Source organism: Nocardia sp. 2TAF39 (assembly GCF_052114905.1).
GTDB lineage: Bacteria > Actinomycetota > Actinomycetes > Mycobacteriales > Mycobacteriaceae > Nocardia.
Window position 1 is genome coordinate 1 of sequence record NZ_JBFRFQ010000052.1, and the last position, 25,877, is coordinate 25,877.

Consider the following 25,877-nt stretch of genomic DNA (forward strand, 5'->3'; position numbering starts at 1 on the left):
GGTCGCACCGGCCGGAACCGGAACGGTGCTGGTCACCGTCACGACTCCGGGTGGCACGACTGGTGGTGTCGCCTACACCTACGTCGCGGTACCTTCGCTGACCTCCATCAGTCCGATCGCAGGTCCGGTAACCGGAGGCACCACCGTCACCCTTACCGGCACCGGCTTCACCGGAGCCACCGCGGTCAACTTCGGAGCCACACCGGCGACCTCCTTCACTGTCAACTCCAATACGCAAATCACCGCCGTCGCACCGGCCGGAACCGGAACGGTGCTGGTCACCGTCACCACTCCGGGTGGCACGACTGGTGGTGTCGCCTACACCTACGTCCCGGTACCCTCCCTGAGCTCCCTGAGTCCCACACTGGGGCCCATCGCGGGCGGGACCAGTGTCACTATCACCGGCACCGGCCTCACTGGAGCCACCGCGGTCAACTTCGGAGCCACACCGGCGACCTCGTTCACCGTCAACTCCGCCACACAGATCACCGCCGTCGCACCGGCTGGGACCGGCGCGGTACTGGTCACCGTCACGACCGCAGGCGGCGTCAGTAACGGCCAGTTGTACACCTACGTCGCGCTGCCTGCTCTGATTTCCCTCAGTCCGGTCGCAGGTCCAGTGGCGGGGGGTACGACGGTCACTCTCACCGGCACCGGTCTCACCGGGGCCACCGCGGTCACTTTCGGAGCTACACCGGCGACGTCGTTCACCGTCAACTCCGATACGCAAATCACCGCGGTCGCACCGGCCGGGACCGGGGTGGTGCAGGCCACCGTCACCACTCCGGGTGGCACCAGTAGTGGGGTCTTCTACACCTACGTCGCGTTGCCCACTATCGGCATCCCGGTCCCCGCTTCCGGTCCGACTGCCGGCGGCACTTCGGTGATCATCCCGGGCACTGCACTGACGACCACTGATTCGGTGACGTTCGGCGGTGTTCTGGCGTCGTTCACCGTCAACTCCGACACGCAGCTCGTCGCGGTCACCCCGCCGGGAGCCGCCGGTGCCGTCGACATCGTGGTCAGCACCGCCGGAGGCACCGTCACCGCGACGGGTGCCTTCACCTACGTCGCTGGACCTGGCATCTGACCGAACGTCCGGGCCTCCGACGCCCGGCCAGCGGATGACACCGATCGCCGCCCTGAGCAGACTGCTCGATCCATGCTCAGGGCGGCGGTTCGGCCACCACAGGGCCTACCCCTCCGTTCCCACGGTCAGGCCGGGGTTCCGGCATCCGATTCGATCATGCGCTCGGGGCGACAAATATTGCGGTCGACAAAACCCGGCAGCCCGAACGGAGTATTCGATGGAATTCAACGCTATGCCCGTCACCAACGGCGACGACATCATCTTTTCCGGGTCTCGCACTCCCGCTGGGCCGAATCACGACACCGCCGTCATCGGTGATCATCCAGCCGCGCAAATGCGTCGATCCACATCGATCGTGACCAAGGCGATGGTGTCGGGCACATTCCAAGGCATTCCAAGATTTCGAGTACGCCGCAGCTACTGGACACCGCGCCAGGCCCTGGCAACGGTCTCGGTGTGCCGGCATCGACACATTCCTGCACGACCCGCAGGGTTGAGAGAAGGAGAAGGAAATGGGCAAGTTCCTGCGCAATCTCGGCGCATACAACAAAGCCACCGCCGCCGCGCTCGGCTCTGGGGCCGCCCTGGCTACCGCGCTGCTCGGTCTCGGCAACCTGCTGCCGGAATCCCTGGCAGGCTGGCTGACCGCAGGTGCCGCCGGAGCCACCACGGTAGCGGTGTTCATGATCCGCAATCAGGGACTCGTCGACCAGCTCGGCGACCGGGCGGCAGATCTGCTGAATCAGTGAGCCATGAACCGCCACCGGGGAGCGATGCGCCGCAACACCTTCGAAGTGCTGCTGTGCGTCATCTTCGGTAGCTCGGATCATCGATCTCGGTGTCGCGCTCCGGTGGAAGCGACAGCAGGTCTGGCACGACTTCAGGCGACTCGGTGAACTTCAGCGAGAGGGGGCGCTATGAATGTCACTACATCGCCGTTGTTCTCGATTCTCGTGCTCGTCGCCAGCAGCTCGGTGATGTCGGCGGTGGTCACCACGCTGGCGAATCGCAAGTCGGTCGATGCGAATACGACGAAAACGAAGGCCGACGCGGCGAAGACCTTGTCCGATACAGCCATCGCCCAAAGCCAGCAGATGGCCGGGCAGATCGGTGAACTCCGCCAGGCGCTTCGCGCACATCGGGAATGGGACAAGAAGATGGTACTCAAGGCCCGGCAGGCAGGTCTCGACTTCGACGAGCCTCCTGAACTCTGGCTCTAACCACCACGAGAAGGCCGCCTTCCGCGAATCATGCGGAAGGCGGCCTTTTCGCGTGCCGGCGGCCATAGCACCGCTGCGGATTCAGCGGTCAACCGCCGCGAAGAGCGACTCGGCAATGCGCGGTGTGGTGGCGATGGTATCGCGGGAACGGAAGCTGTGTGGGTTACCCGTCGAGTCGCTGACGACCGCGCCGCTCTCACGCGCGATGAGGACACCGGCAGCGGTGTCCCACGGCTTGTTCGACAGGATCACGCACGCGTCCGTCCTTCCTTCCGCCACCCAGGCGAGGTCGATCGCCGCGGAGCCGAACATGCGGATCCGTTCGACTTTCTCGGCCAGCGCAGCCGTCACCGCGAACCGCCGCTCGTTCTTCTGCGCGGCTCCGGATCCGACCGCGTAATCTCCGAGGGAAACGATGGCCCTTCCGAGGATTGCGGTGTCACTGACGCAGATCCGGCGATCATTGGCAAAGGCACCCCGACCGGCCGCAGCCTGATACTCGAGATTCAGAAAGGGTGCACCGATCACCCCGACAATTGGTTGCCCGCGATGAACGAGCGCAAGGGAAATCGCGCACAGTGGAAGCCCGTGAATAAAATTCGATGTGCCGTCGATCGGATCCAGTGCCCACACATAGTCCTCGGTCGGACCGATGTCGGCATCCTCGGACTCCTCTCCCATGAAACCGATGCCGTCGACTGCTTCAGCCAGGAAATCCCGCATCACATCCTGAATCCGCCGATCCAAGTCGGTGACGAAATCGCGGTCCCCCTTGGCCCGTATCTCCCCAGGGCCAACGGTACTCAGCAGCTCGCATCCCTTGGCGACCGCCGCCCGCGCAAGCCCGAGAAGATCGCCCACCTTGTGGGTCATCGTGCCGCCACCTCACGCGCTCCGCTCCACATCGACTCGAACAGAGCCGAGAATGTATCGAAAATGCCTGGTCCGAGCGATTTTCGAGCGACGAAGGTCGGCGACTCGACCCCTCTCGCTCTGGGCATGTACGGCTGCACGATGCAGAGATTCGAGTCGACGACCGTGATGTTGAATCGGATGGGCTCATCGTAGGTTCGGATCTGAAGGCGGCAATCTACATCCGGACCGACCTTCCGACATATCCTTCTGAGCGACTGCATGTTCAGCTCTGTCAAGCTCGACAGCACACCAGCTTCGTGGCCTTCCTCGACTTCGCGATCGCGGATATTGTGCCCGCGCGGATCCAGGAACAAGCACCGCATCGTAGTTCCGGCTTCGAGCAGATCGATGACTGCTGTATCCGAGAGCTGCTGGCACAGCAAATTCAACGACAATCCCGCCATGTCGACCCGGGCCGCTCCGTGAAACAGTGCACTCGGCGACATCGACTGGAGGAAATCGGTACGGGTGGGAAAGACCGATTCCAGGTCGGCTGTCCCTCGCGCGGTCATGGAAGCTGGGCGTGCAGCACGAGAGGCACGGTCGAGATCTATCGACTCCGAATATTCTTCGAATAGCTCGTCGGTCGACCAGCCAGGAAACATCGCCTCGAGGATTCGACAGTGATGTGGATACGGCAGCCCCGTGATGTCGCCGGACAACCACCGATAGAACTGGGCCTTTTTCGGGCCTGCTCCGATCAGCTCCGGCTCCGTCTTACGGGCGAGCTGGTCGTACTGATGGTTGAACGAAGAGACGGTCTGCAAGTGGCGCTGCTGGAGAAGAGCTTTGAGAACAGTTCCCATGGCTGCCTTGCCCTCGACGGATTGCCCGATCCTAACGCATCAATGAGACATAAAAGATACAACGAGCGCCTCCGCAGCTGCACATGAGACACCACGGGCGACGCGGCTGGACCGCACCGCGGGACAAGCTTCCGATCACCATGTCACCGGGTAACAGAGGGGGATTGAGAATGCCGGCGTTCGGAAACCACAGCAGCGGACAGCGCCGCACGGTTCGGGCCGTGATCGACCGCATCGAACGGGAGAGGGCACGGCCGGAAGCACCGCACTCGCACCAGCTCCACTCGCCGGGCCTGTGCGCTGTCGATCCAGGAGAGTTCACGGTTGAACTGGCACATCTCGCGATGCAGGTTCACCTCGAGTGCACAACCGACATCTGCCGAGTTCGACAGCGAGCACGGAACACGCTAGTTGATTCGCGCCGGATGGTTCCGAACGAGCGTGCCGAGCGATGGCCGCGGTGACGACCATGCCAGTGACGGCCGAGCAATGGGCCGCACACTACGAGGCGTGCGGACTGGCTGGAACACACTGCACTGCGCCACGGTTCGTCATCCTGCCGCTGCTGGGAGGTATGTCCGTGATCAACACCCCCGGCGAGATCGGGGAACAGATGCTTTCGGGTCTGAAGATTCGAGGCTTGGCGGGGCCGGTGTTGGCACGGGAGAAGCCGGTTCGGTGTACTTTCCTCGTCCGCTACGACCGCACGCCGTGCGCGGAAGTCCGAACTGTGATGGACAGATACGGCATCGACATCGGCCCCCACCGTGCGAATGTCATCCTGCCTACCGGGTATGGGCGACTAACCCGCGAACACCGGTATTGGCTGCATCCGCCCCGGCGTGGCGGCTACTTGCCACCACTGTCCGAGGTCGTTGCGGTGCTACTCGGCCAGTTGCGTTCGTAGGTTGTCGATCAGCTTGCCCGGGGCAAGCGGTCCGCGGGCAGGCTGTTCGCCGCCACGTTCACCAGCGTCGGCTACGAGATCCGCCGACGGCTTCGACCCGAACCCGTGCGACCGCCGCACCCTACCCCGGCTGCCGCATCAGGAGGCGGGGACCAGCTCCTGGGTGATGGCACCGACGAAGTCGGCGAGATCGCCCGGGTTACGCGACGTGATCAGGGTCCACCCGTCCTCCGGTGACTGCACGCTCGGTTCGTCGACCCACGCTCCCCCGGCGTTGGTGATGTCGGTGCGCAGCGAGAAGTACGAGGTCAGTGTCTTTCCTGGCAGCAGACCGGCGTCGACGAGCAGCCAGGGGCCGTGGCAGATCGCGGCGATCGGCTTGCCCGCGTTCGCGAACTCCTTGGCCAGTTCGACGGCTCGCTCGGTGACCCGCAGTTTGTCGGCGTTCACCGTGCCGCCAGGCACCACCAGCACGTCGAAATCGTTTCCCGAAACCTCGTCGAGCGACGAATCAGGTTGCACGACAGCATCTTTGTCCACGTCACGGTGAAACGTCTGCACCTGTTCCCGCTTCGGCGCGGCATGCGTGACCTGCGCGCCCCGTTTGCGGAGTTCGTCGCGCGACACCACCAATTCGTCCCGTTCCACCCCCGTATTCGAGGTGATGATCAGGACCCGCACATCATTCAGCTGATCGGGCATGAGCAACTCCTTTCGTGCTTCAGATGGTCTCCTACCTCGGTCATGCCGCAGGTGGGCCCGGCTAAACCTCGCCGGTTCGCGTGGGACGTCAGATCCCTTCCCGCGGGGGCAGGAGGGTGGCGGAAAGGTGCTCCTGGGCCAGGCGGCGTAGGGCCGAGAGGAGGGTGTCGCCGAGGATGGTTCCGACGATGGCGGTTTCGGTCATCCGCTCCAGGTCGGGTTCATTGCGGACCAGGTCGAGGTCGGTGGCGGCGATGGCTTCGCTGGCGGTGGCGTAGTCATCCATCGCGGCCACCACGTCGGCGTGGCCGAGCAGCCGCAGCGCGGCGCAGACGTCGACGAGGGTGCCGCGGGCGGGGCTCTCCTCGTCGATGTGCCAGCCGCGGCGGTCGAGCAGCGCCGCGACCTCCCCCGCGGCGGCCTCCCGTTGCTCGTCGCCAACCGGCGATCTGCGCCCGCCCAGCGCGTACTGCACATGGCCGAGCGAGTCCCGCGCGGACAGGCTGCCGCTGTCGAGCACGGCGAGCAGCTCTTTGGCCGCTCCGACGGACAGGCCGCCGATATCCACCAGCGCCCGGATCAGCCGCAGGCGGCTGATGTGGTCGTCGCTGTATTCGGCCTGGTTGTGGTGGGTTCGCACACCGGAAGGCAGCAGGCCCTCGCGCACGTAGTACTTGATCGTCGCGGCAGGGACACCGCTGGCGCGGCTGAGTTCGGCGATCCGCATCGGACTCCTCGGTCTCGGTCCACGTATTGACAGTGAGAAGTACAGCTATCCATAATCAGAGTAGATAGTACAACTATCGATAGTTACCGTTCCCGAAAGTTGGACAGTATGACTCTGCCCTCCCCCGCATCGCATTGGCATCGCCCGCTGATGCTGCTCGCCGTCGCGATGGCAATCCTCACCGTCGCATCGATCGCGGCCATGGTCATCGACGACCGCACCCTCACCGGACTGCCGGTCTGGGCCAAATCCGTGAAATTCGCCCTGTCTGTGCTGATCTACGCCGTCACGTGGTCGTGGCTGATCGCCCAGCTCACCCGCTGGCGCCGAATCGCGTGGTGGGCGGGGACGGTCGCGGCGCTCGGGCTCGCGCTGGAGCTGGTCGTCATCGTCACCCAGATCGTGCGCGGGACCACCAGCCATTTCAATTTCACGACGCCGTTGAACGCCGCACTGTGGGAGACCATGGGCTCCACGATCGTGGGAGTCTGGCTCGCGACACTGGTCGTGTCCGTGGTGTTGTTCGCCAACCCGACGAGGGATCGCGCCCGCGATACGGCGATCCGATACGGCACCGTGCTGTCGCTGGCCGGCGCCGCACCGGGGATTCTGATGGTGCGGGAAACGCCTGTACAGCGGGCGACGGGCGGCTCGATCAGCGGGGCACACACCGTCGGCCCGGCCGATGGCGGACCCGGCTTGCCGATCCTCGGTTGGAGCACCGTCGGCGGCGATCTGCGCATTCCGCACTTCATAGGAATGCACGCGTTACAAGCGATACCCCTGGTGCTGATCGTCCTCGAGCTGGGAGCGCGGCGGATTCCGGCATTGCGATCGATGGAGACCAGGCGAACGCTTGTCGTGATTGCCTCGGCGACCTACGGCGCCCTGCTCGCCGTGCTGACCTGGCAGGCGCTGCGCGGGCAGTCGGTGGCCCACCCTGACGCGGCGACGCTGCTCGCTTTCGGCGCAATCGGCGTTGCCGCAACAATCTCGGGGTCCCGGACCCTACGTTCGAAACATGGTTGCTTGCAACATGTCTCAGTAGGTGCGTCCCGATGACGAACCTGCTCTTCGACATCACCTTCTGGTTCGCGGCGCCGTTCTGGGCGCTGATGATCCTGGCGCCGAAGTGGCGACAGACGAGTGCCGTTGTCGCATCACCGCTCATCTGCGTGCCCCCACTGGTGATCTACACGGCGCTGATCGTGCCGCAGTTCGGCGCGTTCGCCGGCGCGTTGATCGACCCGAATCTGGCTGGGCTGCAATCGGTTCTCGGCGAAGGAACAGGCGCTGCGGCTGCGTGGGCGCATTTCGTCGCCTTCGACCTGTTTCTCGGGCGCTGGGTCTTTCTCGACAGCCGCGCCCGCGGTCTTCCGCCGTTGCTGACCAGCCCGCTGCTGGTGCTCACGATCCTGTTCGCGCCGATCGGCGTCCTGCTCTACCTGCTCGTCCGATTCACCCGCACACCGCGGCCGGTGTCCGACCGGCCCATCTCCCTGGAGTCATGATGGAAACCCTGATCGTTCTGCTGACCACCCTGCTCGTCCTGCGCGCGTCGGGCGTGCTCGGCGCACACCGATTCGGCGCGTGGTCCACCTGCGCTGCCTACGCCCTCGGCGTGATGTTGATCATGACCGGCACAACGCATTTCCTTCCCGAGGCCTTCGCCGACTCTCCCGCACCGACCCATACGGACTTCATTCCGATGGTGCCGCCGTTCGTGCCGTTTCCCAGCCTGATGATCTACCTGACCGGCGCGCTGGAACTGCTTGGCGCGGTCGGCCTGTTCCGCGCGAACACCCGCCGACCGGCCGGGCTCGGGCTTGTCGCGCTGTTCCTCGTGATGCTGCCCGCCAACATCTACGTCGCCGTGTCCGACGTCCCGTTCAACGGCGCACCCGCGACACCACTGTGGGCGCGGATTCCGGAGCAGATGCTGTACATCGGCGTCGCGCTGTGGGCGGCCGGAGCGCTTCGGTTCACGCGACGCGGCGGCGGTGCCGCCGAATCGTCCACGCGGGCCGTGGTCTGCACCGACGGAGTTGCCTGACAGCGCGAAGGGCGAGTGCGAGCACTCGCCCTGTCGGTCATTCGACCGGACGCGCTGGGCAGCTCACTTGTCCACGGTCAGCACCCCCGACGCGCCCCAACTGTCGGTGGGCACCTCGTGGATCCAGACCTGCACGGTCTCCGCCGGGATCGCGTAGGCGCTGACGAACGCCTCGGTGATCTGGCGGACCAGTTCCCGCTTCAATTCGACGGTGCGCGGTCCCTGTTGAACGGTCACGATCGGCATTGCCATCTCCTTCGATTCGCACTTCTCGGACGGGTTTCAGTTCATCCGAAATCGCAGAAGCGACCAAGGAGCAGTTCGTATTCGCAGCGATCAGGAATCATGATCGCCGGGCCTCGCTCGGGCCCCTACGGTGCCAGGGGAGACTGGTGCGGTGGAATTGCGCCAACTGCGGTACTTCGTCACCGTCGCCGAGGAACTGCACTTCGGGCGGGCCGCCGAGCGGCTGCACATCGTGCAGGCGGCCGTGAGCCAGCAGATCCGCAAGCTGGAGCGGGAGCTCGGGGTCGAGTTGTTCGATCGCTCCCCGCGCAGGGTCCGGCTCACCGCGGCCGGTCACCTTTTTCTGCCCGAAGCGCGAGCCGTGCTCGCCGCCGAGAGTCGCGCGCGTGCCACGATCGCGGACCTGTCCAACGCCCGATCCACCCTGGTCCGCCTCGGTACCAGCGACGGCCTCGGCGAGCATCTGGACCGCATCCTCGCATCGCTGGAGCGGCTCGACCCGTCGGTGCAGGTGGAACTGATATCCGCACCCACCCGAACCAGGCTGGACCAGGTCCGCACGCATACCCTGGACGCCACATTCGTGCGCGGCGTCACCGAGAGTCCGGAACTGCGCCTGATCCCCGTGTGGCAAGACCGGATCGCCGTCGCGCTCCCGATCGATCATCCGCTGTCCGACGCGCCGACGGTCGACCTCGCCGAGCTGGCCGGGATGCCGTTGCGCCTGGCCGACCGCACCCGAAACGCGCCGCTGCACGATCTGATGGTCGCGGCTTGTCGCTCGGCCGGTTTCGAGCCGGTACTCGGGTCACCCTTCACCACGATGCAGGACACGTTGGCCATGGTCGGCGGAAGCGCCGACACCTGGACCGTCGTGTACGAAGCACACGCGCACCGTCTGGCGACTTCGCGCGTGGCGTTCCGCGCTACGGCGACACCGATCACCATGACGACGTCGCTAGCGGTGTCGGAGACCATGCCGCCGTGGTGCTTGGACGAGTTGTTACAGGCTTGCGAGCCGGACACCTTCTGAGCATTCCGTTGCACAGCACGCCACATACCTACACGATGACGTCGTCTCGGAACCGTTCGGCAACCCTGCCGACGAGGCGCTGCCTCATCGCGCCGCGTGTGCCGAAATGCTGGGTGACCAGGCCGCGGCCGTAGCCGGCGCGGTCGCCGATGGCGACGAGGGCGCCCCGGGTCGGCTGACCGAGGCTAGTTCGGGGACAGCTTGGGTGAGCCGGTCCGAATCGAGACTGAACGCGCGAATGGCCTGTGCGCCTTCGTCGCCGACGTTCGTGCCGCTGAGTTCGGCGGTCGCGAGTGCCGTCGGCGTCGGGAACAGGTGGGTGAGGCCGAATTGCCGTAGCCCATAGATCGGTGCGCCGTGCCGCGCGATGATTTCGGCGAGGACACCAGGCGCGGCGGCGGTGCCGACGTTGTCCGCCACGATGTTTCGGACACCGGCCTCGAACGGGTCCCAGGTATCGCCGCAAAGGAGGCGATGCACCCGGTCCACCAGGTGGATAAGACCTTCGAGGCGGGGCAGGTGAGCAATCAGCCGCACGGAATCGGTTGTATCCGGGCTGATCTCGATCACGCCTGGGTCGCCATCCATCGATACGGTTCGCCGGTAGTGTTTGGTCGTGGCGTTCTCGATACCGAGGATCGTGTCGCGGGCGAGCTGTGCGAGCCGACGGTCGAGATGCTCGGGCTCGATCAGGGGCACGCGCAGCGCGAGACCCCCATCGGCGACGAGGCGATCCCCGCACCGCCGCCGTTTGCGCAGTTCGTGTGGTGCGGAACGGAACGTCTCCACCATCACCCGGTTGAACTGGCGAAGGCTGCCGAACCCGGCCGCAAAGGCGATATCGGTGACCGAGAGATCGGTATCGTCCAGGAGCCGTCTGGCGAAATGCGCGCGCCGGGAGCGGGCGATCTGATCCGGTGTCGCCCCGACTTGTTCATCGAAGAGCCTGCGTAAGTGTCGCTCCGACACCGCGACTCGTGCCGCCAGATGGGCCGCACCGCCGTCGTCCAGCACACCGCGGGCAATGAGATCGATGGCGTGACAGACCAATTCGGATGTGGTCGCGGGTCGGCGGTCGCCTCGGTAGGGCCTGCAGCGATGACACGCGCGAAAACCCGCCGCCTCGGCGGCCGCCGCCGCCACGAAGGACACAACGTTCTCCGGCCGCGGACGTCCAGGACAGGGCGGCAGGCAATAGATCCCGGTCGTGATGACGCCCTGGAACGCTTCCATCCCAAGAGTCTGCCCGCCGGACTGCACGCCGACCAGACATATCCGGACACAACGCGAACCTGTCCGAATGTGGCGTGATCAGCGACCGCGGACAATCCAGGATCGGCCGAATGGACACACAGACAAGCAAAGACCTGGTTCTGCAGGCCTGGCGCGAGTTCGCCACGCAGGATCCCGCCCGCATCGCCGCTGTCTTCACCCCCGACGCCGAATGGCTCGCACCGCCTGACAACCCCACCGCCCGCGCACTCGACGGCACCAATCACCTGGTCGGGCGGGACCGCATTGTTCGCTTTCTGACCATCGAGTTCCCTGCCGTGTTCGTAGCAGACCGGAAGGTCGATTTCACCGCAGTCACCGCCGAGGGCGCGCGGGTCGTCGTAGAGGAGCGGATGCGGGCGACCTTGATGAACGGCAACCATTACGACAACAACTATTGCTTCATCTTCGAACTGGAGGACGGCCTGATCCACCGAGTGCGTGAATATATGGACACCCGTCGGGCAGAGGAAATGTTCGCCGCCGTGAATTGACGACACATCGGGCATGGCAGACTGCGGGCTCGGGGACGTTGCTTCGGCCGGTAGCCCGCGGACTCCCAGCATCCCTGCGGGCTTACCATCACCGCACTCGACGGCGGCACAATGTCTATGTCGACGTCTCCAACGTCCCTTCAACAGCTCACCCGCGACACTACTGTGGGCACGGATTCCGCGGCAGGTGCTATGCATCGGCGTCGCACTCCGGGGCGGCCGGAGCGCTCCGGCGAAGGCGCGGCGGGGGTGCCCGAAAGCCCAGTCTTGTACTCCCCCAGAGGCATTCCGGGCCCGGCTCCGCCGCAGGATTTTTCGAACTCCGCGTGCAGGTGGTCTTTGCGTAGTACAACGGAATCGTGAGTGCTTCAAGGTATTTGGCCACGTTCGTCAGCGTGCTCATGGCCTCTGTTGCGGTATCCGGACTGTCTGTCGGCCCCGCCGCGGCCGCCCCAACGGGAGCGCATGTGGTCGAGGAGACGCCCCTGGGTGGCTCCGTATCGCGGATGGATGTCTACTCGCCCTCGATGGATCGTGTGGTGCCCAACAGGGTGATTCGGGCCGCTGGCGGTGGCCGGGCACCCACGCTGTATCTGCTCACCGGAATCGGTGGCGGTGTGGACGGTATCTCCTGGTGGGACGACACGGACGTCCGGGAGTTCTTCGCCGACAAGCATGTCAACGTGGTGATGCCGATCGGGGGCGCCTACAGCCTGTATACCGACTGGCTCGCCGACGACCCGGCCGTCGGCCGCAATCGATGGCAAACCTACCTCACGCAGGAACTCCCGGCAGTCCTCGACACGCAACTCGGCACCACCCGACGCAACGCCATCGCAGGAGTGTCGATGAGCGCGGCCTCCGCGGTCGATCTCGCCATCCAGGCGCCCGACGTATACAGCGCCGTGGCCGCCTACAGCGGATGTCCCTGGGCGTCGGACCCCGTCGGTATGGCCATGGTCAGCGCCCAGGTGATACGCGGCGGAGCCAACCCGGCGAACATGTGGGGTGAGCCGGGCGCAGCGATCTGGCAGGCGCACGACGCGTTCGCCAACGCGACCGCACTCGCCGGGAAAACCATCTACCTTTCGGCCGCTTCCGGCACTCCGGGCGCGATCGACCAAGGCGGACTACCCTTCCCACCGATCGAAGCGATCGCAAGCTCGTGCACCGGCGCCTTCGCAAGCAGGCTCACCGAACTCGGGCTGCCGGCAATCCATGTCAACCGCCCGGAGGGCTCGCACACCTGGGGACAGTTCGAAACCGACCTACACGATTCCTGGCCGCACCTGGCCAGCGCGCTCGGTGCGTGAAACACCAGATACCAATCGGATCGCCGGGTTCGTGGTGGAACATCCCGGATCAGCTGCCAGCTCTCGGCCCTCGGGGTGCCCGGACGCGATTGGGTGGCTCGTCGCCGTGTAAGGACTCCGATCTCGGCCGAGCTGACGGCCGATTCATCTGGAGGCTCATCGGCCGCATCCCCGACGCGGCCCCGACCACGAACCGCTGGCGGCCGATCTCGTTACCGTCGCAGTTTTCACCGGCCGGTTTCCCACGGGTGTCGCCGGGTAGGCGCAGCACATCGGTTTGTCCGACCGAACCAGACAGTCATCGCGGACCTTGTGGTAGCGCCACCTTCGGCTGTACGTCGAGCAGCGATGCACGGTCCCGTTCGGTCGGATGTTCGGGACCGGTGGCACGACCAGGGCAGGACGGATGAGGAGGCGGGCCGAAAGCGCCCGCGCACGGGACGTCCTTGCGAGATGACCGGTCGTTCAGAGGGCCGAGTCCGCGGGCTTCACCGCAAGAAGAATTCCTGTCGAGTACCTGCTGCGCGCGAACTCCAGCTCGTCGAACCCGACCGCGCGCACCGTCTCGGCGTAGCGGCGGATATCGATGTCGGCGAAAGGATCGACCCGTTCCTTGCCTCGGCGAGTGAGTCGCCTGATCCGGGTCAGTGCCGATCGCATCCGGTCGGACGGGTCGGCGTCGGCGAGCAGTAGACGTCCGCCCGGACGCAGCACCCTCCACATCTCCTCGATGGCGGCGGTGCGGTGCTGTTCTGGTATGTGGTGCATCACGAAGGTGCAGGTGACGACGTCGAACCAGGTGTCGGGCGCCGTCAGACCCTGTGCTGTGGCCTGCTGGTACCGGTGATTCGGGGAGGGGTCGCGCCGCCGGTTGTAGTCGACGGCCGAAGCAGAGGGGTCGATGCCGACCGCGGTGCCCTCTCGGCCGACGAGGGCGCCGAGTGCGCGGACGAGTTTGCCTGGGCCGCAACCGATGTCGAGCACATCATCACCCGCGCCGGCGCCGCTGACGCGTGCGAGTTCGGCGATGAGCCGGGCGTGGCGCCCGAGGAAGAACCCAGCGGTGAACAGGTTGTAGCGCCGCAGGCCGGCGATAACGATGCCGGTGTCGGCGTCGTCGACGAACATGGGGGTGAGCACTTGTTCATTACGGGACATGCGTTCATCGTCTGCCGCGTGCGTGGCGACGACCAGAATCAGATGGGCGGGATCCGTTCGTTTCCGGACGGATCCGCGAAACTGTCCACGCGACGAGAGACCACTATGGCCACGACCACCGACCGCAGGGTGCGCCGGACCCGGGACGCGCTGCACCGGGCCCTGATCGAGCTGATGATGGAGCGCGGGTACGAGCGCGTGACCGTCAGCGACATCATCGACCGCGCCGACGTCGGCCGCTCCACCTTCTACGCCCACTACCGCGACAAGGACGACCTGCTGATCGTCAGCTGCACCGAGTTCCTGCGCCGCGAGATCGCGCGGACGCGCACCGACCGGGACGCCCCCTGGGCGCCCGTGCGGGTCATGATCGGCTTGGCCGCCGCCTATCCCGATGTCTACCAGCCCTTGATCGGCCCGAAGAGCAGCGCTGTTGTGTTGCGGGGCTACCAGCAGACTGTCGCGGGCATCCTGCACGAGCACCTGGACCGCCGGCTGGGCCTGCCCGCCGACGAGTTGGCCGACACCATAACCTTCCTGTCCTGGGGCCTGATCGGACTACTCGGCTCGGTCATCGACCGGACCGACCCCACCCTGCCCGCGGCGGCATGGCGCCGGTTCGAATCTCTCTGCACGGCCGGTCTCGCAGGACACATGCCCCCGAGCCGCTATCGCACGGACGTCGGTTGAAAGGTCGTCTTCGCCATGCCGTCCTTGCCTTCTCCGCGCTGTGTACGTTGACGCGCCACCGAACGCTGTAACGTTTGTCCGAGATGCGGTGAATGCGATGTCGCTGGTCTGGCTGGTCGATACGCTGACCGTCAGGCCGTACTTCGAGCATGGGCTGCTGATAACCGCGGGCCGATGAGGGCGGGTCGCAATACCACTGCCCATTGGGTTCAGACGGGTCGAGACCGGTGCGTCGACCCAGACGTTTGAGCCGATAATCCACGGTGTTGACGTGCGTGTGCGGTGGCCACCGAGCGGCGCACCCCGGCCGATCAACGCCCGCTACCGCGGCGCTTCGACGCCGGAAACCGATCGCCGCCGACCGCAGCGACAACATCGAAGGTATTGGGCAGCAATGATTCATTCGATCATGCGATCCGCTATCTACGTGGCAGCAGCAACCAGCCTCTCGTTCGGGAGTGGTCCGGCGCCCGCGGTCGCGGCAACCCCACCCGACGTGGTCGTGACCGGCGGCGAGATCTCCGGCTTCGCCGCCGACGGAATCACCAAATACTTGGGAATCCCGTTCGCCGCACCCACCGGTGGCGAAGCGCGATTCCACCCAGCACAGCCCGTACCACCGTGGCCCGGCGTCCGGCAAGCCGTCAGTCACGGACCGGAGTGTCCACAGACCGGGTTCCTGCCCGGCACCCCACCGATCAGCTCCACCAGCGAAGACTGCCTGTCCATCGACCTATACGTACCCGAGGGCCCGCGCGACAGGAACCTGCCGGTCATGGTGTTCTTCTACGGCGGCGGCTACGTCAGCGGCTCCAACAGCCAATACGACGCGCCCGCACGGATGGTCGCCGAAGGCGATGTCATCGTGGCCATCCCCAACTACCGTCTCGGACCATTCGGATTCATTTCCCTACCCGGACTGGCCGCGGAGTCCGGTGGCGCCACCGGAACAGTCGGCATTCAAGATCAACAAGCCGCCCTACGCTGGGTGCACGACAACGCCCGCGCGTTCGGTGGCGATCCATCCAACGTCACGATCTTCGGTGAATCGGCCGGCGCCGGAAGCGTCTGCACACACTTCGCCGCACCCGCCTCCGATGGTCTTTTCGACAAAGCCATCATCGAAAGCGGATCCTGCGCACAATCGCCCTTCGCGCCCAGCAACCGCGACGATGCCTTCGCACGCTCACAGCACTACGCCGAAAGCGTCGGATGCGGCGATCCCGCGACGCAATTGGCATGCCTGCGTGCACTGCCCGCCGCGAAGCTGTCGGAGTCACCGATAGCCCAAGTCGACGGATTACCACAGACGTGGTCACCCAGCATCGACGGCGTCGTCGTCACCCAGACACTCGACATCGCACTCGCCCGAGGAGCCGACCGAAAAACGCCCCTCATCGTCGGAAGCAACAGCAACGAAGGCGCACTGTTCATCGCCGGATCCGACTACGCCCTCGGTCACATCCCGGATGCCGCAAGCTACGAACGCTACGTCCGCCGATACTTCGGCGCCTACGCCGACCGAGTACTCGACCGATACCCACTCGACCGATATCCCTCACCTACGGCCGCTCAATCCGCAGTCATCACCGACGGCTTCTTCGCATGCCCCCAACGGTTCACCAGCCGCGCCGCCCGCGACACCGGACATCCCGTCTGGCAGTACGAATTCGACCAAGCACCACTCGGCGAAACCATCCCCTTGCTGCCCGGCGCCTTCCACGCCGCCGAACTGCCCTACCTGTTCAGCAGCATGATGAGCGTACCGATCCCATGGACCGGACCATCCGATGCCTTCTCCCGGCAAATGCAACGATGGTGGACCACCTTCGCCCACACCGGGAACCCGAACGGCCCCGACTCACCCCCATGGTCGGCCTGGCCGGAAACGACCGGGCAAAGCCCCGACGGGCCGGTACTGACCATGCGAGCAACCGGCAGCACCATGTCCCAGGACTTCGACGCCAGGCACAACTGCGGATTCTGGTCCGAACACCCACGCTGACTCCGCCTTTCGCCGAACCGATGCCTCGCCCTGATCCGCGGACCGAACCTCAGAGTTTGCTATAGACTTGCTGGCTGTGTGACCAGGCCTGATTGAAGGCGATTTCGCACCCGTTCTGCCGGGGTGCGGTCAGCAGTGCGCCCGGCCGCCCGGCGGCCTTGCGCAGAACTTCAACACGAGGGCGGCACTCCATGACAGACGTCGATTACTGTGTGGTCGGTGGGGGATTCGCGGGACTGACTGCCGCGCTGCGGCTGAAACAGGCGGGCCGATCGGTGGCGATGCTGGAAGCTCGCGACCGGCTCGGCGGGCGCACGTTCACCGAAATGCGCGAGGACGGGTCCTGGATCGATCGCGGTGGCGCCTGGATAGGGCCGGGGCAGGACCGGATTTATGCATTGATGAATGAGTTCGGGGTGCCGAATTACAAGCAGTACACCGACGGTGAGGCCATGATGGTGGTCGACGGGAAGCAGCACCGCTACACGGGCACGATCCCGTGGACAATGAGCCCATGGGCGGCGATGAACCTCGGTGCGGTGTTTCTCGAGCTGGGACAGATGTGCAAGTCGATTCCCCTCGAAGCTCCGTGGGCGGCGAAAGACGCCGACAAGTGGGACAAGATCACCCTGGCGCATTGGCTGGACAGCAATGTCCTGTCCAAGCCCGCCTGTGATCTCCTCGACACCGCCATCGCAGGTTGTTACACCTCAGCCGCTTCCGAGGTGTCATTGCTCTTCGTGCTGTATCAGATGGCGTCGGGAGGCGGGCCGGGCTTCGTCCTGGGCGTCAAGGACGCGGCCCAGGATGCGCGACCGGTCGGGGGCATGGGTGCCATCTACCGACCGATGGCAGCCCAGATCGGCGACTCGATCCACCTGGCGCAGCCTGTCCGGCACATCGAGCAGGACGCAGCCGGGGTGACGGTACGCTCCGACGAGATGACCGTGCGCGCACGCCGGGTGATCGTGGCGGTTCCCCTGGCGATCGCCAGCCAGATTCGGTACGAGCCGATGCTGCCGGTCGATCGGTCGTTCCTGCATCAGCGGATGCCGAGCGGCTCGATCTTCAAGATTTCCGTCGTATACGACGAGCCGTTCTGGCGTCGCGACGGATTGTCGGGACAGTCTGCCAAGCCGGGATCGCCAGCCACCATCACGATCGATGCCTGCACGGACACCGCGCGCCCCGGAGTCATGTGTGTCATCACCGAGGGGCCGATCGCGCGGGAGATCGGACAACTCGATGAGGCCGAGCGCAGGAAGGCGATACTCGGTGAGCTCGTCGAGCGTTTCGGCGGCAAGGCCGGCTCCCCCGTCGACTACATCGAGCAGAACTGGAGTGCCGAGCGCTACTCCGGTGGCGGGATGCTCAGTCACGCACCAACCGGTGTGCTTACCCAGTTCGGCCATGCCCTGCGCAAACCTTGCGGCCGAATCCACTGGGCCGGAACCGAGAGCTCCGCCGCCATGTGCGGTTGGATCGATGGAGCCATTCGCTCGGGTGAACGAGCGGCGATCGAAGTGATGGAACACGAAACCGCGACCGTAGCCTGAGGCAGCCGAGCAGGTTTTCCGATCGAACGCCGACGCCCTCGGGGAACTTCCATGTCGGAATGGACGACAATCTGCACGTGGAGTGCAAAGTGTGCCGGACGGCGCTGTCGGCCCGGATCGACGGCGAGCGCGAAACCGTTCCCACAGTTCGGGTGGACGAGCACCTGGCGCAGTGCCCGGAGTGTTGCTCCTGGTACGTCGCCGCCGTGGAGATATCGAAACTGGTGCGTAACAGCCGATCGCATGCGCCCGACCGCACCGACGCGATCTTCGCCGCCGCCGAGCTGCAACGGCCGCGGCGCACGGTCGCGTCGTCGTTGCGCGCGCTCGCGCCCAGCTCGCATGCCGGGCTGACGCGTCTGCTGCTCGGGTTGCTCGGCGTTCTCCAGGTCGGGTTGGCGCTGGCGCAGCTCGCCGGCCTCGACTTCGGGATGAGCCACCACGCTGCCGAGGCGACTCGCCACCTGGTCAACGAGAGCACGGCGTGGAATCTGGCCGTCGGGATCGGACTGCTCTACTGCGCGGTCCGGCCGCATGCCGCCGTCGGCGTGCTGCCCGTACTGTCGGTGCTCGTCGCCGCGCTGAGCGCGTTCGTTGTCGCCGATCTGCATTCCGGCGTGGTGCCGCTGTCGCGCGTCGCGTCGCACGGTGTGTTGGTCGTCGCGCTCGCGTTGGTCGCGGTGGTTCACCGCACCCGCCGACCTGAGGTTTCTCCGCCGGTCGGCGATCGCGCGTCCACCGAACTCGTCCTGCCTGCGGGTGCCCGGTTGGGCAAGCGCATCAGCCATCTCCGCTCGACCCAGGATCCCGCAGCATAGTGAATGGACTCGCATGACCACCGAGCTCGCCTCGACAACCGAAGCGCCCACCCGGATCTCGCTCGCGGTCACCGGAATGAGCTGCGCCGCCTGCGCGACCCGGGTGGAGCGCAGGCTCAACAAGGTCGATGGCGTCACCGCGTCGGTGAACTACGCGACCGGCGTGGCGACGATCGACGCGGCCGAGGACGTCAGCGCCGAGCGGCTGTGCGCGGAGGTCGACGCGGCGGGCTACGGAGCGTCGCCCATGACCGACCACGCCGAGGCGATCCGCTCCACCGCCGAGGACGTCGAAGTCAGAGATCTGTTGCGGCGCTTGGTCGTCACGCTGATGGCGTTCTTCCCGCTGGCCGACCTGTCGGTGATGTTCGCTACCCTGCCGTCCACGAGGATTCCCGGCTGGCAGTTGATTCTCACCGTGCTGGCTCTTCCGGTGGTGCTGTGGTCCGCGGCGCCGTTGCACCGCCGCGCGCTCGCGGGCGCCAGGGTCGGTGCGGCGAGCATGGACACCCTCGTCTCGGTGGGCGTGCTCACCGCCACACTGTGGTCGCTGGACACGATGTACCTGCACCCGACCCGGACCGGACCCGCGCCGAACGGTGTCTGGGCGGCGATCTGGGCCAGTGACGCCATCTATCTCGAGGTCGCCGCGGGCGTCACCGCGTTCGTGCTGGCGGGCCGATATTTCGAGGCGAAGGCGAAGCGGTCGGCGGGCAGCGCGTTGCGGGCACTGGCCGCACTCGGCGCGCGCGAGGTCACCGTGCTGACTCGCGACGATCGCGAGATGCGGGTTCCCATCGGGGAACTCGTGGAGGGGCAGCGATTCATGGTGCGGCCCGGGGAGACCATCGCCACCGACGGACTCGTGACAGCGGGCGAATCCAGCGTCGACGCCTCGGCCATGACCGGCGAATCTCTTCCGGTCGACGTCATACCGGGTATGGCGGTGATCGGCGGCACCACCGCACTGACCGGACGGCTGATCGTCGAGGCCGCCGCGGTGGGGGCGGACACCAGGCTCTCCGGCATGATCCGGCTGGTCGAGCAGGCGCAGACCGGCAAGGCGCGCATGCAGCGCGTCGCCGACCGGGTGTCGTCGGTGTTCGTGCCGTTCGTGTTCCTGGTGGCGGGCATGACCTTCAGCGCCTGGTGGATAGCCGGAAACGGGGGCGACCGTGCGGCCGCGGCGGCGCTGGCGGTGCTGGTCGTCGCCTGTCCGTGCGCGCTGGGCCTGGCCATCCCGACCGCTCTGCTGGTGGCATCGGGACGCGGTGCGCAGCTGGGCATCTTCATCAAGGGTCACCAAGCGCTGGAGGCCACCCGGGATGTCGACACCGTGGTGCTGGACAAGACCGGCACGGTCACCAACGGGGCGATGAGTGTCGTCGCGGTAGCCGTCGAGGGCACACGGAGCGGCCCGGAGGCGCTGCGCCTGGCCGGTGCGGTGGAATCGGCCTCCGAGCACGCGGTCGCGGCGGCGATCACCCGGCACGCGCGGCAGCTGCTCGACACGCTGCCGCCGGTCGAATCCTTCGAGGCGCTACCGGGATTGGGCGCGCGCGGCACCGTGGAAGGCCTACGAGTTCAGGTGGGTAGGCTACGGCTGTTCCAGCAGCAGCGGGTGGACGTGCCGCCGGCGCTGGCGCGGGCGGTCCGCCAGCAGGAACGAGCGGGCCGCACGGTCGTGCTGGTGTCAGTGGACGGTGTCGCGGTCGCGGTGGTCGCGGTGGCCGACACCGTGAAGGACACCGCGGCCGCCGCGGTAGCCCGGTTGCATCGGCTCGGCCTGCGCGTGCTCATGTTCACCGGCGACAACGCATACGCCGCACAGTCGGTCGCCGACGAGATCGGCATCGACGAAGTCGTCGCGGAATTGTTGCCCGAGGGCAAGGTCGAGCTGATCGCACGAATGCAAGAACAGGGGCATCGGGTCGTCATGGTCGGCGACGGCATCAACGACGGCGCGGCGTTGGCCACGGCCGACCTGGGCATGGCGATCGGCGCGGGCACCGACGTCGCGATCGCCGCCGCCGATGTCATCCTGGTGCGCGAGGACCTCGGCGCGGCTACCGACGCGATCGAGCTGGCGCACGCGACGCTGCGCACCATCAAGGGAAACCTGGTGTGGGCGTTCGGCTACAACGTCGTCGCTATCCCGGTGGCGGCGCTCGGCCTGCTGAATCCCCTGATCGCGGGCGCTGCGATGGCGTTCTCGTCATTCTTCGTGGTCTCCAACAGCCTGCGTCTGCGCCGGGTTCGTCTGGGCTGCTGAAACCGCTGTGCTGCAGCGTGGTTCGTATCGGGTCAGCGCCGGGTACGAGCCAGCTGATCGAGCATCGCGTTGTAGGCGGCGAGGTCGGAGTCGCCGTACTCGTCGTCTTTGCGGTCGGCGCGCGTCGCGGTGCGCCGATCCTGGGCCACCCACTGCGTGAGCAGAGCGCCCACCACCAGCAGGATCGGGATCTCACCGGAAACCCAGGCGATGCCACCGCCGACGCGCTGGTCGGCCAGCAGGTCGATCGACCACGGCAACTGGAGATTGCGGTAGAAACGCTGGCCGACAACAGTATTCATCGACATCACGGCGACGCCGAAGAACGCGTGGAACGGCATTACCGCGAACAACATGCCCAGCCGCCCCAGGTGCGGCAGTCTGCGCGGGCCTGGATCGATGCCGATGATGCCCCAGTAGAACAGGTAGCCGACGATCAGGAAGTGCACGTTCATCAGCACGTGCCCCCAGTGGTAACGGATCAGGTTCTCGAACAGCGGGCCGAAATACAGTCCGTACAGCGAGATCACGAACAGTGCGATCGCGGTGCCCGGATAGGCCAGCACGGCGGCCGGCTTGGCATGCAACAGCGCGAGCACCCATTCGCGCGGCCCATGCATCGCTCCGCGTCCGGCCGCCGGGACGGCTCGCAGCAGCAGCGTCACCGGGGCGCCGAGCACGAGCAGCACCGGAACGAACATGTTGAGCGCCATGTGCGTGATCATGTGCATGCTGAACATCGCGAAGCCGTAGGTGCCGATGCCCGAGGAGGTCGCGGTCAGCAGAGCCAGGCAACCGCCCAGCCAGGATGCGGTTCGCCATCGTGACCAGTGGTCGCCACGCCGACGCAGCCGCAGCATGCCGAGGGTATACACCACGATTCCGGCGAGCGCCGCCGTGCCGAGCACGAGGTCGAAGCGCCACAGCGTCATCAGTCGCCACAAGGTGGGCCGATCAGGCAGGTCGAAGCCGAGAAACACCTCCTGCGCTGTGAACGACCGGTCGACGAACGCGGGCGCGGGCTGCACGGCCATCACCACCAGCGCGCTGAGTGCTACCGCGGAAAACGCTCCCCCACAGGCGATTACGAAAGCCGACCGCGCTTGTGGCACGCGCGTTCGGTACGCCGACCACAGCGTGCATCCGGTCGAGACGAGCGCCGCCGCCGCGCACAGACCGAGCCTGCCGTACCCGGTGGTGCACACATGGGACCACGGCAATAGCACCATCGTGAGCACCAACCCGCTGAGCACTGCGGTCCCCAGGCACAGCGCCCCGATGACGGCTGCGCGCCGGACCGCGACGAGCGCGTGCGATCCGTCGCGCCGCACGTGCTCCGCCACGCACCAGGTCAACCCCGGCAGTACCGAGACGGCGACCTGGAAGAGGATCATCGCGCCGGTGCCGTAGTCGTGGTTCGGCCCTTCGCCCGCATTGCCGACCATCGCGGGCGGCAGCACGGCCACAGCCGCGAGCATTGTCAGCACGGCGGCCCCGGTCCAAGACAACGTCAGCCGCGCGCCGAGGGTCACCACGGCGGCCAGCGCCGCGACGACGATCCACGCCTCAGGTTTCTCGCTCGCCTCGATCAGTGCCCCGAGCGCACCTGTGCGGACCAGAGCGGAAACGGTCAGCCCGCCCACATTCGCCGCCGTCACCGGAATCAACACCAGCGCGGATACCAGCCAAACCAGGCCCGCGCGCTCGGCGAGTCGCAGACCGGCGTAACCGTCGACGGTCATCCGCCCGTGTTCGGTGACCTGCGTGCAGCACACCGCGTAGACGAGTGCACCGAGCGTCATCGCACCTGCGAGCGCTGCCACCGTCCGCAACAGCACATAGCCCAGCGCATCCGCGAGCCCGGGATAGGCGGTGCCGGCCGCGCGATAGGGAAGCTCACCCATCGCGAGCACCGCCGCCACGACGAGCACGAACGACACCACCGCCGCGACCACCCGAACTAAGCCGACGTCCCAGCGTTTCACATACACCGTCGCTTCACTCAACCTCCAAAAGAAAGTCTTGCTCTCCAAAGGGAAAACAGCTCCCGCGCATTTGTCGGATCGAGCGAGCGAGAAGTTCCCACTCGCACCGGAATCAGGACGAGCGATCGACGGGGCCGTGCTCGTGCCGAAGCGGAACTGAACCGGCCTGCCACGCGACTAGTGAACTCAGGGCCGCTGCGGGGCGGCGTGGTTGGGAGGACGGCAGTGCAGACACATCCCACGGTTCCGATGGACCGGCTGACAGCAGTATCGGTGACCGGGGTGCTGACAGCGGCCATGGCTTTCTCGATGCTGCAGTTGTTCGTGCTCGGTGCCCTCGGCCCGCGGATCGTGCCGGATCTCGGGATGTCGACTACGAGATTGGGATTGACGACAACGATGGGATTCGGGACAGCGGCGCTGCTGTCGCCGCTGGCCGGTCGGGTGGTGGATCTGCTGGGTCCACGACGATGCCTGATCGCGTTGCTGCAGGTTGTCGCGGTCGCTCTCGGGCTGATTGCCGCAGCGCCCGGATATGCGGTTCTGCTGTTGGCTGTGGCACTGGGTGGCATTCCGCAGGCGTTGGCCAATCCCGCTACGAACAAAGCGATCGTGGCGGTGATCTCGCCGACCGACCGGGCAGGGGTAACCGGCGCGAAGCAGTCCGGTGTTCAACTCGGTGCCATCGCAGCCGGATTGCCGCTGACCGCGTTGGCGGCTTCAGCGGGCTGGCGTCCGGCAGTGTGGGTGGCTGCGGGCATCGCACTGCTGGTCGCACTGTGGGTGTGGCGCACGCTGCCCGCCGACCCGCCGCGACAAGGCGGCTCGGGCGTCGGCGACGGGCAGGAGCAACGAGGTTCCGACAGCGCCGTGCGCTGGCTGGCGCTGTACTCACTGTTCCTCGGCGCGGCTATGGCGTCGATCAACACCTATCTCGCGCTGTTCGGAGAACGAAGGCTCGGGCTCGGCGCCGCAGCCGCGGGAACACTTGTCGCCGTGCTCGGTGTAGCGGGCATCGCGGGGCGCATCGGCTGGGCCCGTGTCGCTGGTAACCCAGGTACGGCAGTGGTACTGCCCGCAGGGTTGGCGGCCGGGTCCGCGGTGGCCGCTCTCCTGCTGGCTCTCGCCCCACTGGTCGACGGATTGGTGTGGGTCGCGGTGATTGCGGTGGGAATTTTCGGGATGGCGGGCAACGCCGTGTCCATGGTGCTGGTGATCCAGCGCTCCGCCCCTGGTCGCGCCGGACGAGACTCGGCGCTGGTCTCGGCCGGATTCTTCGCTGGATTCGCCGCAGGGCCACCACTTTTCGGCGCCGCGGTGCCGTCGATCGGATACCGCGGCGGCTGGCTGTTCGTGGCAGCGGAATTCGGCGTCGCCGGCACGGTCGCGGCGCTGTGGACACTCCGCGATCGGACCTCCCGAGATCGGTCGCCGGCATGACGGCGATGCGCCGAATCCGCGGCTTCGATGGTGCGAGCGGGCTTCGCCATCGCCCGACACCAGCGACGCACAGCCGGTCCGTGCGACCGCGCGAGACCCATGGCGGTCCAGCGGCGTGAAGGATTGGGCGCACGCGGCGCTGGATGCGGTCCTGGAGCGCGCATCAGGTACCCACGCCGCTGTCGGTGCACGATTTCCGCTGTATGCCGACAGCACGTCGGGCGAATGGGTGACCACGTCTCGGGGCTCCTGGACCGGCGGCTTCTGGGCCGGTTTGCTGTGGCTGCGCGCTTTACGTAGCGGCGAGTGCACAGATCGGTCGGCTGCCGCGGAAACAACAGCACGACTGGCTTCCTGGGTAGATACGGACACCTCCACCCGAGGTCTGATCCTTTGGTACGGAACGGCATTGGCGGCGGGACCGGGTAGCGACAACGCCGCGGCAGCGCTTCGCGAGGCGGCCGCACGGCAGTGCCTGGCAGACTTCGATCACGACCTCGGAGTGCTGCCATGGGGTTCAGCGTTCGGTGGCCTGCGCCTCGTTGCCCGCGTGGACGGACTTCCCGGCATCGTGCCACTACTGGCCACGGACAGGGAGGCGGCAAGTCCTCCTGCCGCCCAGAGGCATCTGAACACACACCTCACCCGGTGGCGCGCGGCAGAAGTCGGCACTCCGGCGTGGGCTCGGTCCGATGGCGCCTGGGTTCCCTGCGCACAACCGCGGCGAGGGTGGAGCCGCGGTCGAGCCTGGCTCCTGCTCGCATTGGCCGATGCGTCCTGGCATCTGGATCCCGGGTACCTGCTCGACGCAGCGGCACTGACCGAAGCCGATCAGCCGTTGGTGCCGCCTGCCGAGGACAACGCCGATGCGCCCCCGGACACCTCAGCCGCGGCGATCGAGGCGGTGTCTTTGTTCAAACTCGCTGCAGTGCAACAAGTTCCGCGACACGCCTCGGCATTGCGGACGAGGGCCATCAAGATTATCCGGCTACTTGCCATGAGGTATCTGAGCGGTCCCGGCGATCCCGGACCAACAGGCAGGTTAGTGGGTGGCTGCTACGACTACGACCGCGGGCTGGCGACCACACACGAACTGATCTGGGGCAATTTCTTCTTCGCCTTGGCTGTGGCCATACAGACCGGGCTGGTGAGTCCTTTCGACGCCTGAGGCGATC

The 25,877-nt window shown here is 66.3% G+C and carries 25 protein-coding genes; 17 read left to right on the top strand and 8 right to left on the bottom strand.

All coding sequences use genetic code 11. The annotated features are described in order from the left end of the window. The 3 genes from AB4Z47_RS25660 to AB4Z47_RS25670 all read left to right on the top strand — a co-directional run. On the top strand, nt 1–1,090 hold a 1,090-nt coding region (locus AB4Z47_RS25660), incomplete at its 5' end, for an IPT/TIG domain-containing protein (protein ID WP_441954356.1). A gap of 512 nt (nt 1,091–1,602) precedes the next feature. Further along, nucleotides 1,603–1,839, top strand: a complete 237-nt coding sequence (locus AB4Z47_RS25665; protein ID WP_441954358.1) for a hypothetical protein — start codon at nt 1,603–1,605, stop codon at nt 1,837–1,839. Between the two features lie 168 nt (nt 1,840–2,007). Next, the gene (locus AB4Z47_RS25670) at nt 2,008–2,310 is read left to right on the top strand and encodes a hypothetical protein (protein ID WP_441954360.1); all 303 of its coding nucleotides are present in this window, start codon (nt 2,008–2,010) and stop codon (nt 2,308–2,310) included. An 81-nt stretch (nt 2,311–2,391) separates the two neighbouring features. On the opposite strand, the gene AB4Z47_RS25675 is transcribed toward AB4Z47_RS25670, so the two are convergent. Both AB4Z47_RS25675 and AB4Z47_RS25680 read right to left on the bottom strand, forming a co-directional pair. Then, a complete protein-coding gene (locus AB4Z47_RS25675) occupies nt 2,392–3,183 on the bottom strand; it encodes an inositol monophosphatase family protein (protein ID WP_441954362.1) in 792 nt (263 codons plus the stop codon). Then, nucleotides 3,180–4,031, bottom strand: coding sequence for a DUF5919 domain-containing protein (locus AB4Z47_RS25680; protein WP_441954364.1), 852 nt, complete (start codon nt 4,029–4,031; stop codon nt 3,180–3,182). Before AB4Z47_RS25680 ends, AB4Z47_RS25675 begins: the two co-directional genes overlap by 4 nt. 451 nt (nt 4,032–4,482) lie before the next feature. On the opposite strand from AB4Z47_RS25680, the gene AB4Z47_RS25685 reads away from it, so the two are divergent. Beyond that, nucleotides 4,483–4,938 (top strand): hypothetical protein, encoded by a 456-nt coding sequence (locus AB4Z47_RS25685; protein ID WP_441954366.1) that lies wholly within the window; start codon nt 4,483–4,485, stop codon nt 4,936–4,938. Nucleotides 4,939–5,076: 138 nt separating this feature from the next. Here AB4Z47_RS25685 and AB4Z47_RS25690 read toward each other — a convergent pair whose 3' ends face one another. Continuing rightward, nucleotides 5,077–5,640 (bottom strand): type 1 glutamine amidotransferase domain-containing protein, encoded by a 564-nt coding sequence (locus tag AB4Z47_RS25690; protein ID WP_441954368.1) that lies wholly within the window; start codon nt 5,638–5,640, stop codon nt 5,077–5,079. A gap of 88 nt (nt 5,641–5,728) precedes the next feature. Beyond that, nucleotides 5,729–6,367: a MerR family transcriptional regulator gene (locus AB4Z47_RS25695; RefSeq protein ID WP_441954370.1), complete on the bottom strand. Its 639-nt coding sequence runs from the start codon at nt 6,365–6,367 to the stop codon at nt 5,729–5,731. A 108-nt stretch (nt 6,368–6,475) separates the two neighbouring features. Between AB4Z47_RS25695 and AB4Z47_RS25700 the strand changes: the two genes are divergently transcribed. Genes AB4Z47_RS25700 through AB4Z47_RS25710 form a run of 3 tightly spaced genes read left to right on the top strand, consistent with a single transcriptional unit; the run spans nt 6,476 to nt 8,420 of the window. Continuing rightward, nucleotides 6,476–7,429 carry a hypothetical protein gene (locus AB4Z47_RS25700; RefSeq protein ID WP_441954372.1) on the top strand — a complete coding sequence of 318 codons (954 nt, stop codon included), beginning with the start codon at nt 6,476–6,478 and terminating at the stop codon, nt 7,427–7,429. Next, a complete protein-coding gene (locus AB4Z47_RS25705) occupies nt 7,426–7,878 on the top strand; it encodes an ABA4-like family protein (protein ID WP_441954374.1) in 453 nt (150 codons plus the stop codon). Before AB4Z47_RS25700 ends, AB4Z47_RS25705 begins: the two co-directional genes overlap by 4 nt. Further along, entirely contained in the window at nt 7,875–8,420 is a 546-nt protein-coding gene (locus tag AB4Z47_RS25710) for a DoxX family protein (RefSeq protein ID WP_441954376.1), read from the top strand. The genes AB4Z47_RS25705 and AB4Z47_RS25710 overlap by 4 nt, the downstream gene beginning before the upstream one ends. Before the next feature lie 63 nt (nt 8,421–8,483). Here AB4Z47_RS25710 and dmpI read toward each other — a convergent pair whose 3' ends face one another. Continuing rightward, nucleotides 8,484–8,666, bottom strand: a complete 183-nt coding sequence (dmpI, locus tag AB4Z47_RS25715; RefSeq protein WP_441954378.1) for a 4-oxalocrotonate tautomerase DmpI — start codon at nt 8,664–8,666, stop codon at nt 8,484–8,486. 151 nt (nt 8,667–8,817) lie between these two features. Here dmpI and AB4Z47_RS25720 point away from each other — a divergent pair, with 151 nt between their 5' ends. Further along, entirely contained in the window at nt 8,818–9,699 is an 882-nt protein-coding gene (locus AB4Z47_RS25720; RefSeq protein ID WP_441954380.1) for a LysR family transcriptional regulator, read from the top strand. Nucleotides 9,700–9,783: 84 nt separating this feature from the next. Here AB4Z47_RS25720 and AB4Z47_RS25725 read toward each other — a convergent pair whose 3' ends face one another. Continuing rightward, entirely contained in the window at nt 9,784–10,932 is a 1,149-nt protein-coding gene (locus tag AB4Z47_RS25725; protein WP_441954382.1) for a helix-turn-helix domain-containing protein, read from the bottom strand. 110 nt (nt 10,933–11,042) lie between these two features. On the opposite strand from AB4Z47_RS25725, the gene AB4Z47_RS25730 reads away from it, so the two are divergent. Together AB4Z47_RS25730 and AB4Z47_RS25735 are read left to right on the top strand one after the other, a co-directional pair. Then, entirely contained in the window at nt 11,043–11,465 is a 423-nt protein-coding gene (locus AB4Z47_RS25730; protein WP_441954384.1) for a nuclear transport factor 2 family protein, read from the top strand. Nucleotides 11,466–11,866: 401 nt separating this feature from the next. Further along, nucleotides 11,867–12,778 (top strand): alpha/beta hydrolase, encoded by a 912-nt coding sequence (locus AB4Z47_RS25735; protein WP_441954472.1) that lies wholly within the window; start codon nt 11,867–11,869, stop codon nt 12,776–12,778. 465 nt (nt 12,779–13,243) lie between these two features. Here the strand turns inward: AB4Z47_RS25735 and AB4Z47_RS25740 are convergent, their stop codons facing one another. Then, on the bottom strand, nt 13,244–13,936 hold the full coding sequence (locus AB4Z47_RS25740; protein ID WP_441954386.1) for a class I SAM-dependent methyltransferase: 693 nt from the start codon (nt 13,934–13,936) through the stop codon (nt 13,244–13,246). Nucleotides 13,937–13,954: 18 nt separating this feature from the next. Between AB4Z47_RS25740 and AB4Z47_RS25745 the strand changes: the two genes are divergently transcribed. The 5 genes from AB4Z47_RS25745 to AB4Z47_RS25765 all read left to right on the top strand — a co-directional run bounded on the left by AB4Z47_RS25745 (nt 13,955) and on the right by AB4Z47_RS25765 (nt 21,277). Beyond that, on the top strand, nt 13,955–14,626 hold the full coding sequence (locus AB4Z47_RS25745; RefSeq protein ID WP_441954388.1) for a TetR/AcrR family transcriptional regulator: 672 nt from the start codon (nt 13,955–13,957) through the stop codon (nt 14,624–14,626). Between the two features lie 427 nt (nt 14,627–15,053). Next, entirely contained in the window at nt 15,054–16,631 is a 1,578-nt protein-coding gene (locus tag AB4Z47_RS25750; protein ID WP_441954390.1) for a carboxylesterase/lipase family protein, read from the top strand. 191 nt (nt 16,632–16,822) lie between these two features. After that, a complete protein-coding gene (locus tag AB4Z47_RS25755; RefSeq protein ID WP_441954392.1) occupies nt 16,823–18,187 on the top strand; it encodes a flavin monoamine oxidase family protein in 1,365 nt (454 codons plus the stop codon). A 59-nt stretch (nt 18,188–18,246) separates the two neighbouring features. Beyond that, nucleotides 18,247–19,005, top strand: a complete 759-nt coding sequence (locus AB4Z47_RS25760; protein WP_441954394.1) for a zf-HC2 domain-containing protein — start codon at nt 18,247–18,249, stop codon at nt 19,003–19,005. A gap of 13 nt (nt 19,006–19,018) precedes the next feature. Further along, the gene (locus AB4Z47_RS25765) at nt 19,019–21,277 is read left to right on the top strand and encodes a heavy metal translocating P-type ATPase (protein ID WP_441954396.1); all 2,259 of its coding nucleotides are present in this window, start codon (nt 19,019–19,021) and stop codon (nt 21,275–21,277) included. Nucleotides 21,278–21,309: 32 nt separating this feature from the next. Here the strand turns inward: AB4Z47_RS25765 and AB4Z47_RS25770 are convergent, their stop codons facing one another. Continuing rightward, nucleotides 21,310–23,283, bottom strand: coding sequence for a cytochrome c oxidase assembly protein (locus AB4Z47_RS25770; RefSeq protein WP_441954398.1), 1,974 nt, complete (start codon nt 23,281–23,283; stop codon nt 21,310–21,312). A 204-nt stretch (nt 23,284–23,487) separates the two neighbouring features. Between AB4Z47_RS25770 and AB4Z47_RS25775 the strand changes: the two genes are divergently transcribed. Both AB4Z47_RS25775 and AB4Z47_RS25780 read left to right on the top strand, forming a co-directional pair. Further along, the gene (locus AB4Z47_RS25775) at nt 23,488–24,702 is read left to right on the top strand and encodes an MFS transporter (RefSeq protein WP_441954400.1); all 1,215 of its coding nucleotides are present in this window, start codon (nt 23,488–23,490) and stop codon (nt 24,700–24,702) included. A 115-nt stretch (nt 24,703–24,817) separates the two neighbouring features. Continuing rightward, nucleotides 24,818–25,870, top strand: coding sequence for a hypothetical protein (locus tag AB4Z47_RS25780; RefSeq protein ID WP_441954402.1), 1,053 nt, complete (start codon nt 24,818–24,820; stop codon nt 25,868–25,870). Nucleotides 25,871–25,877: the final 7 nt, after the last annotated feature.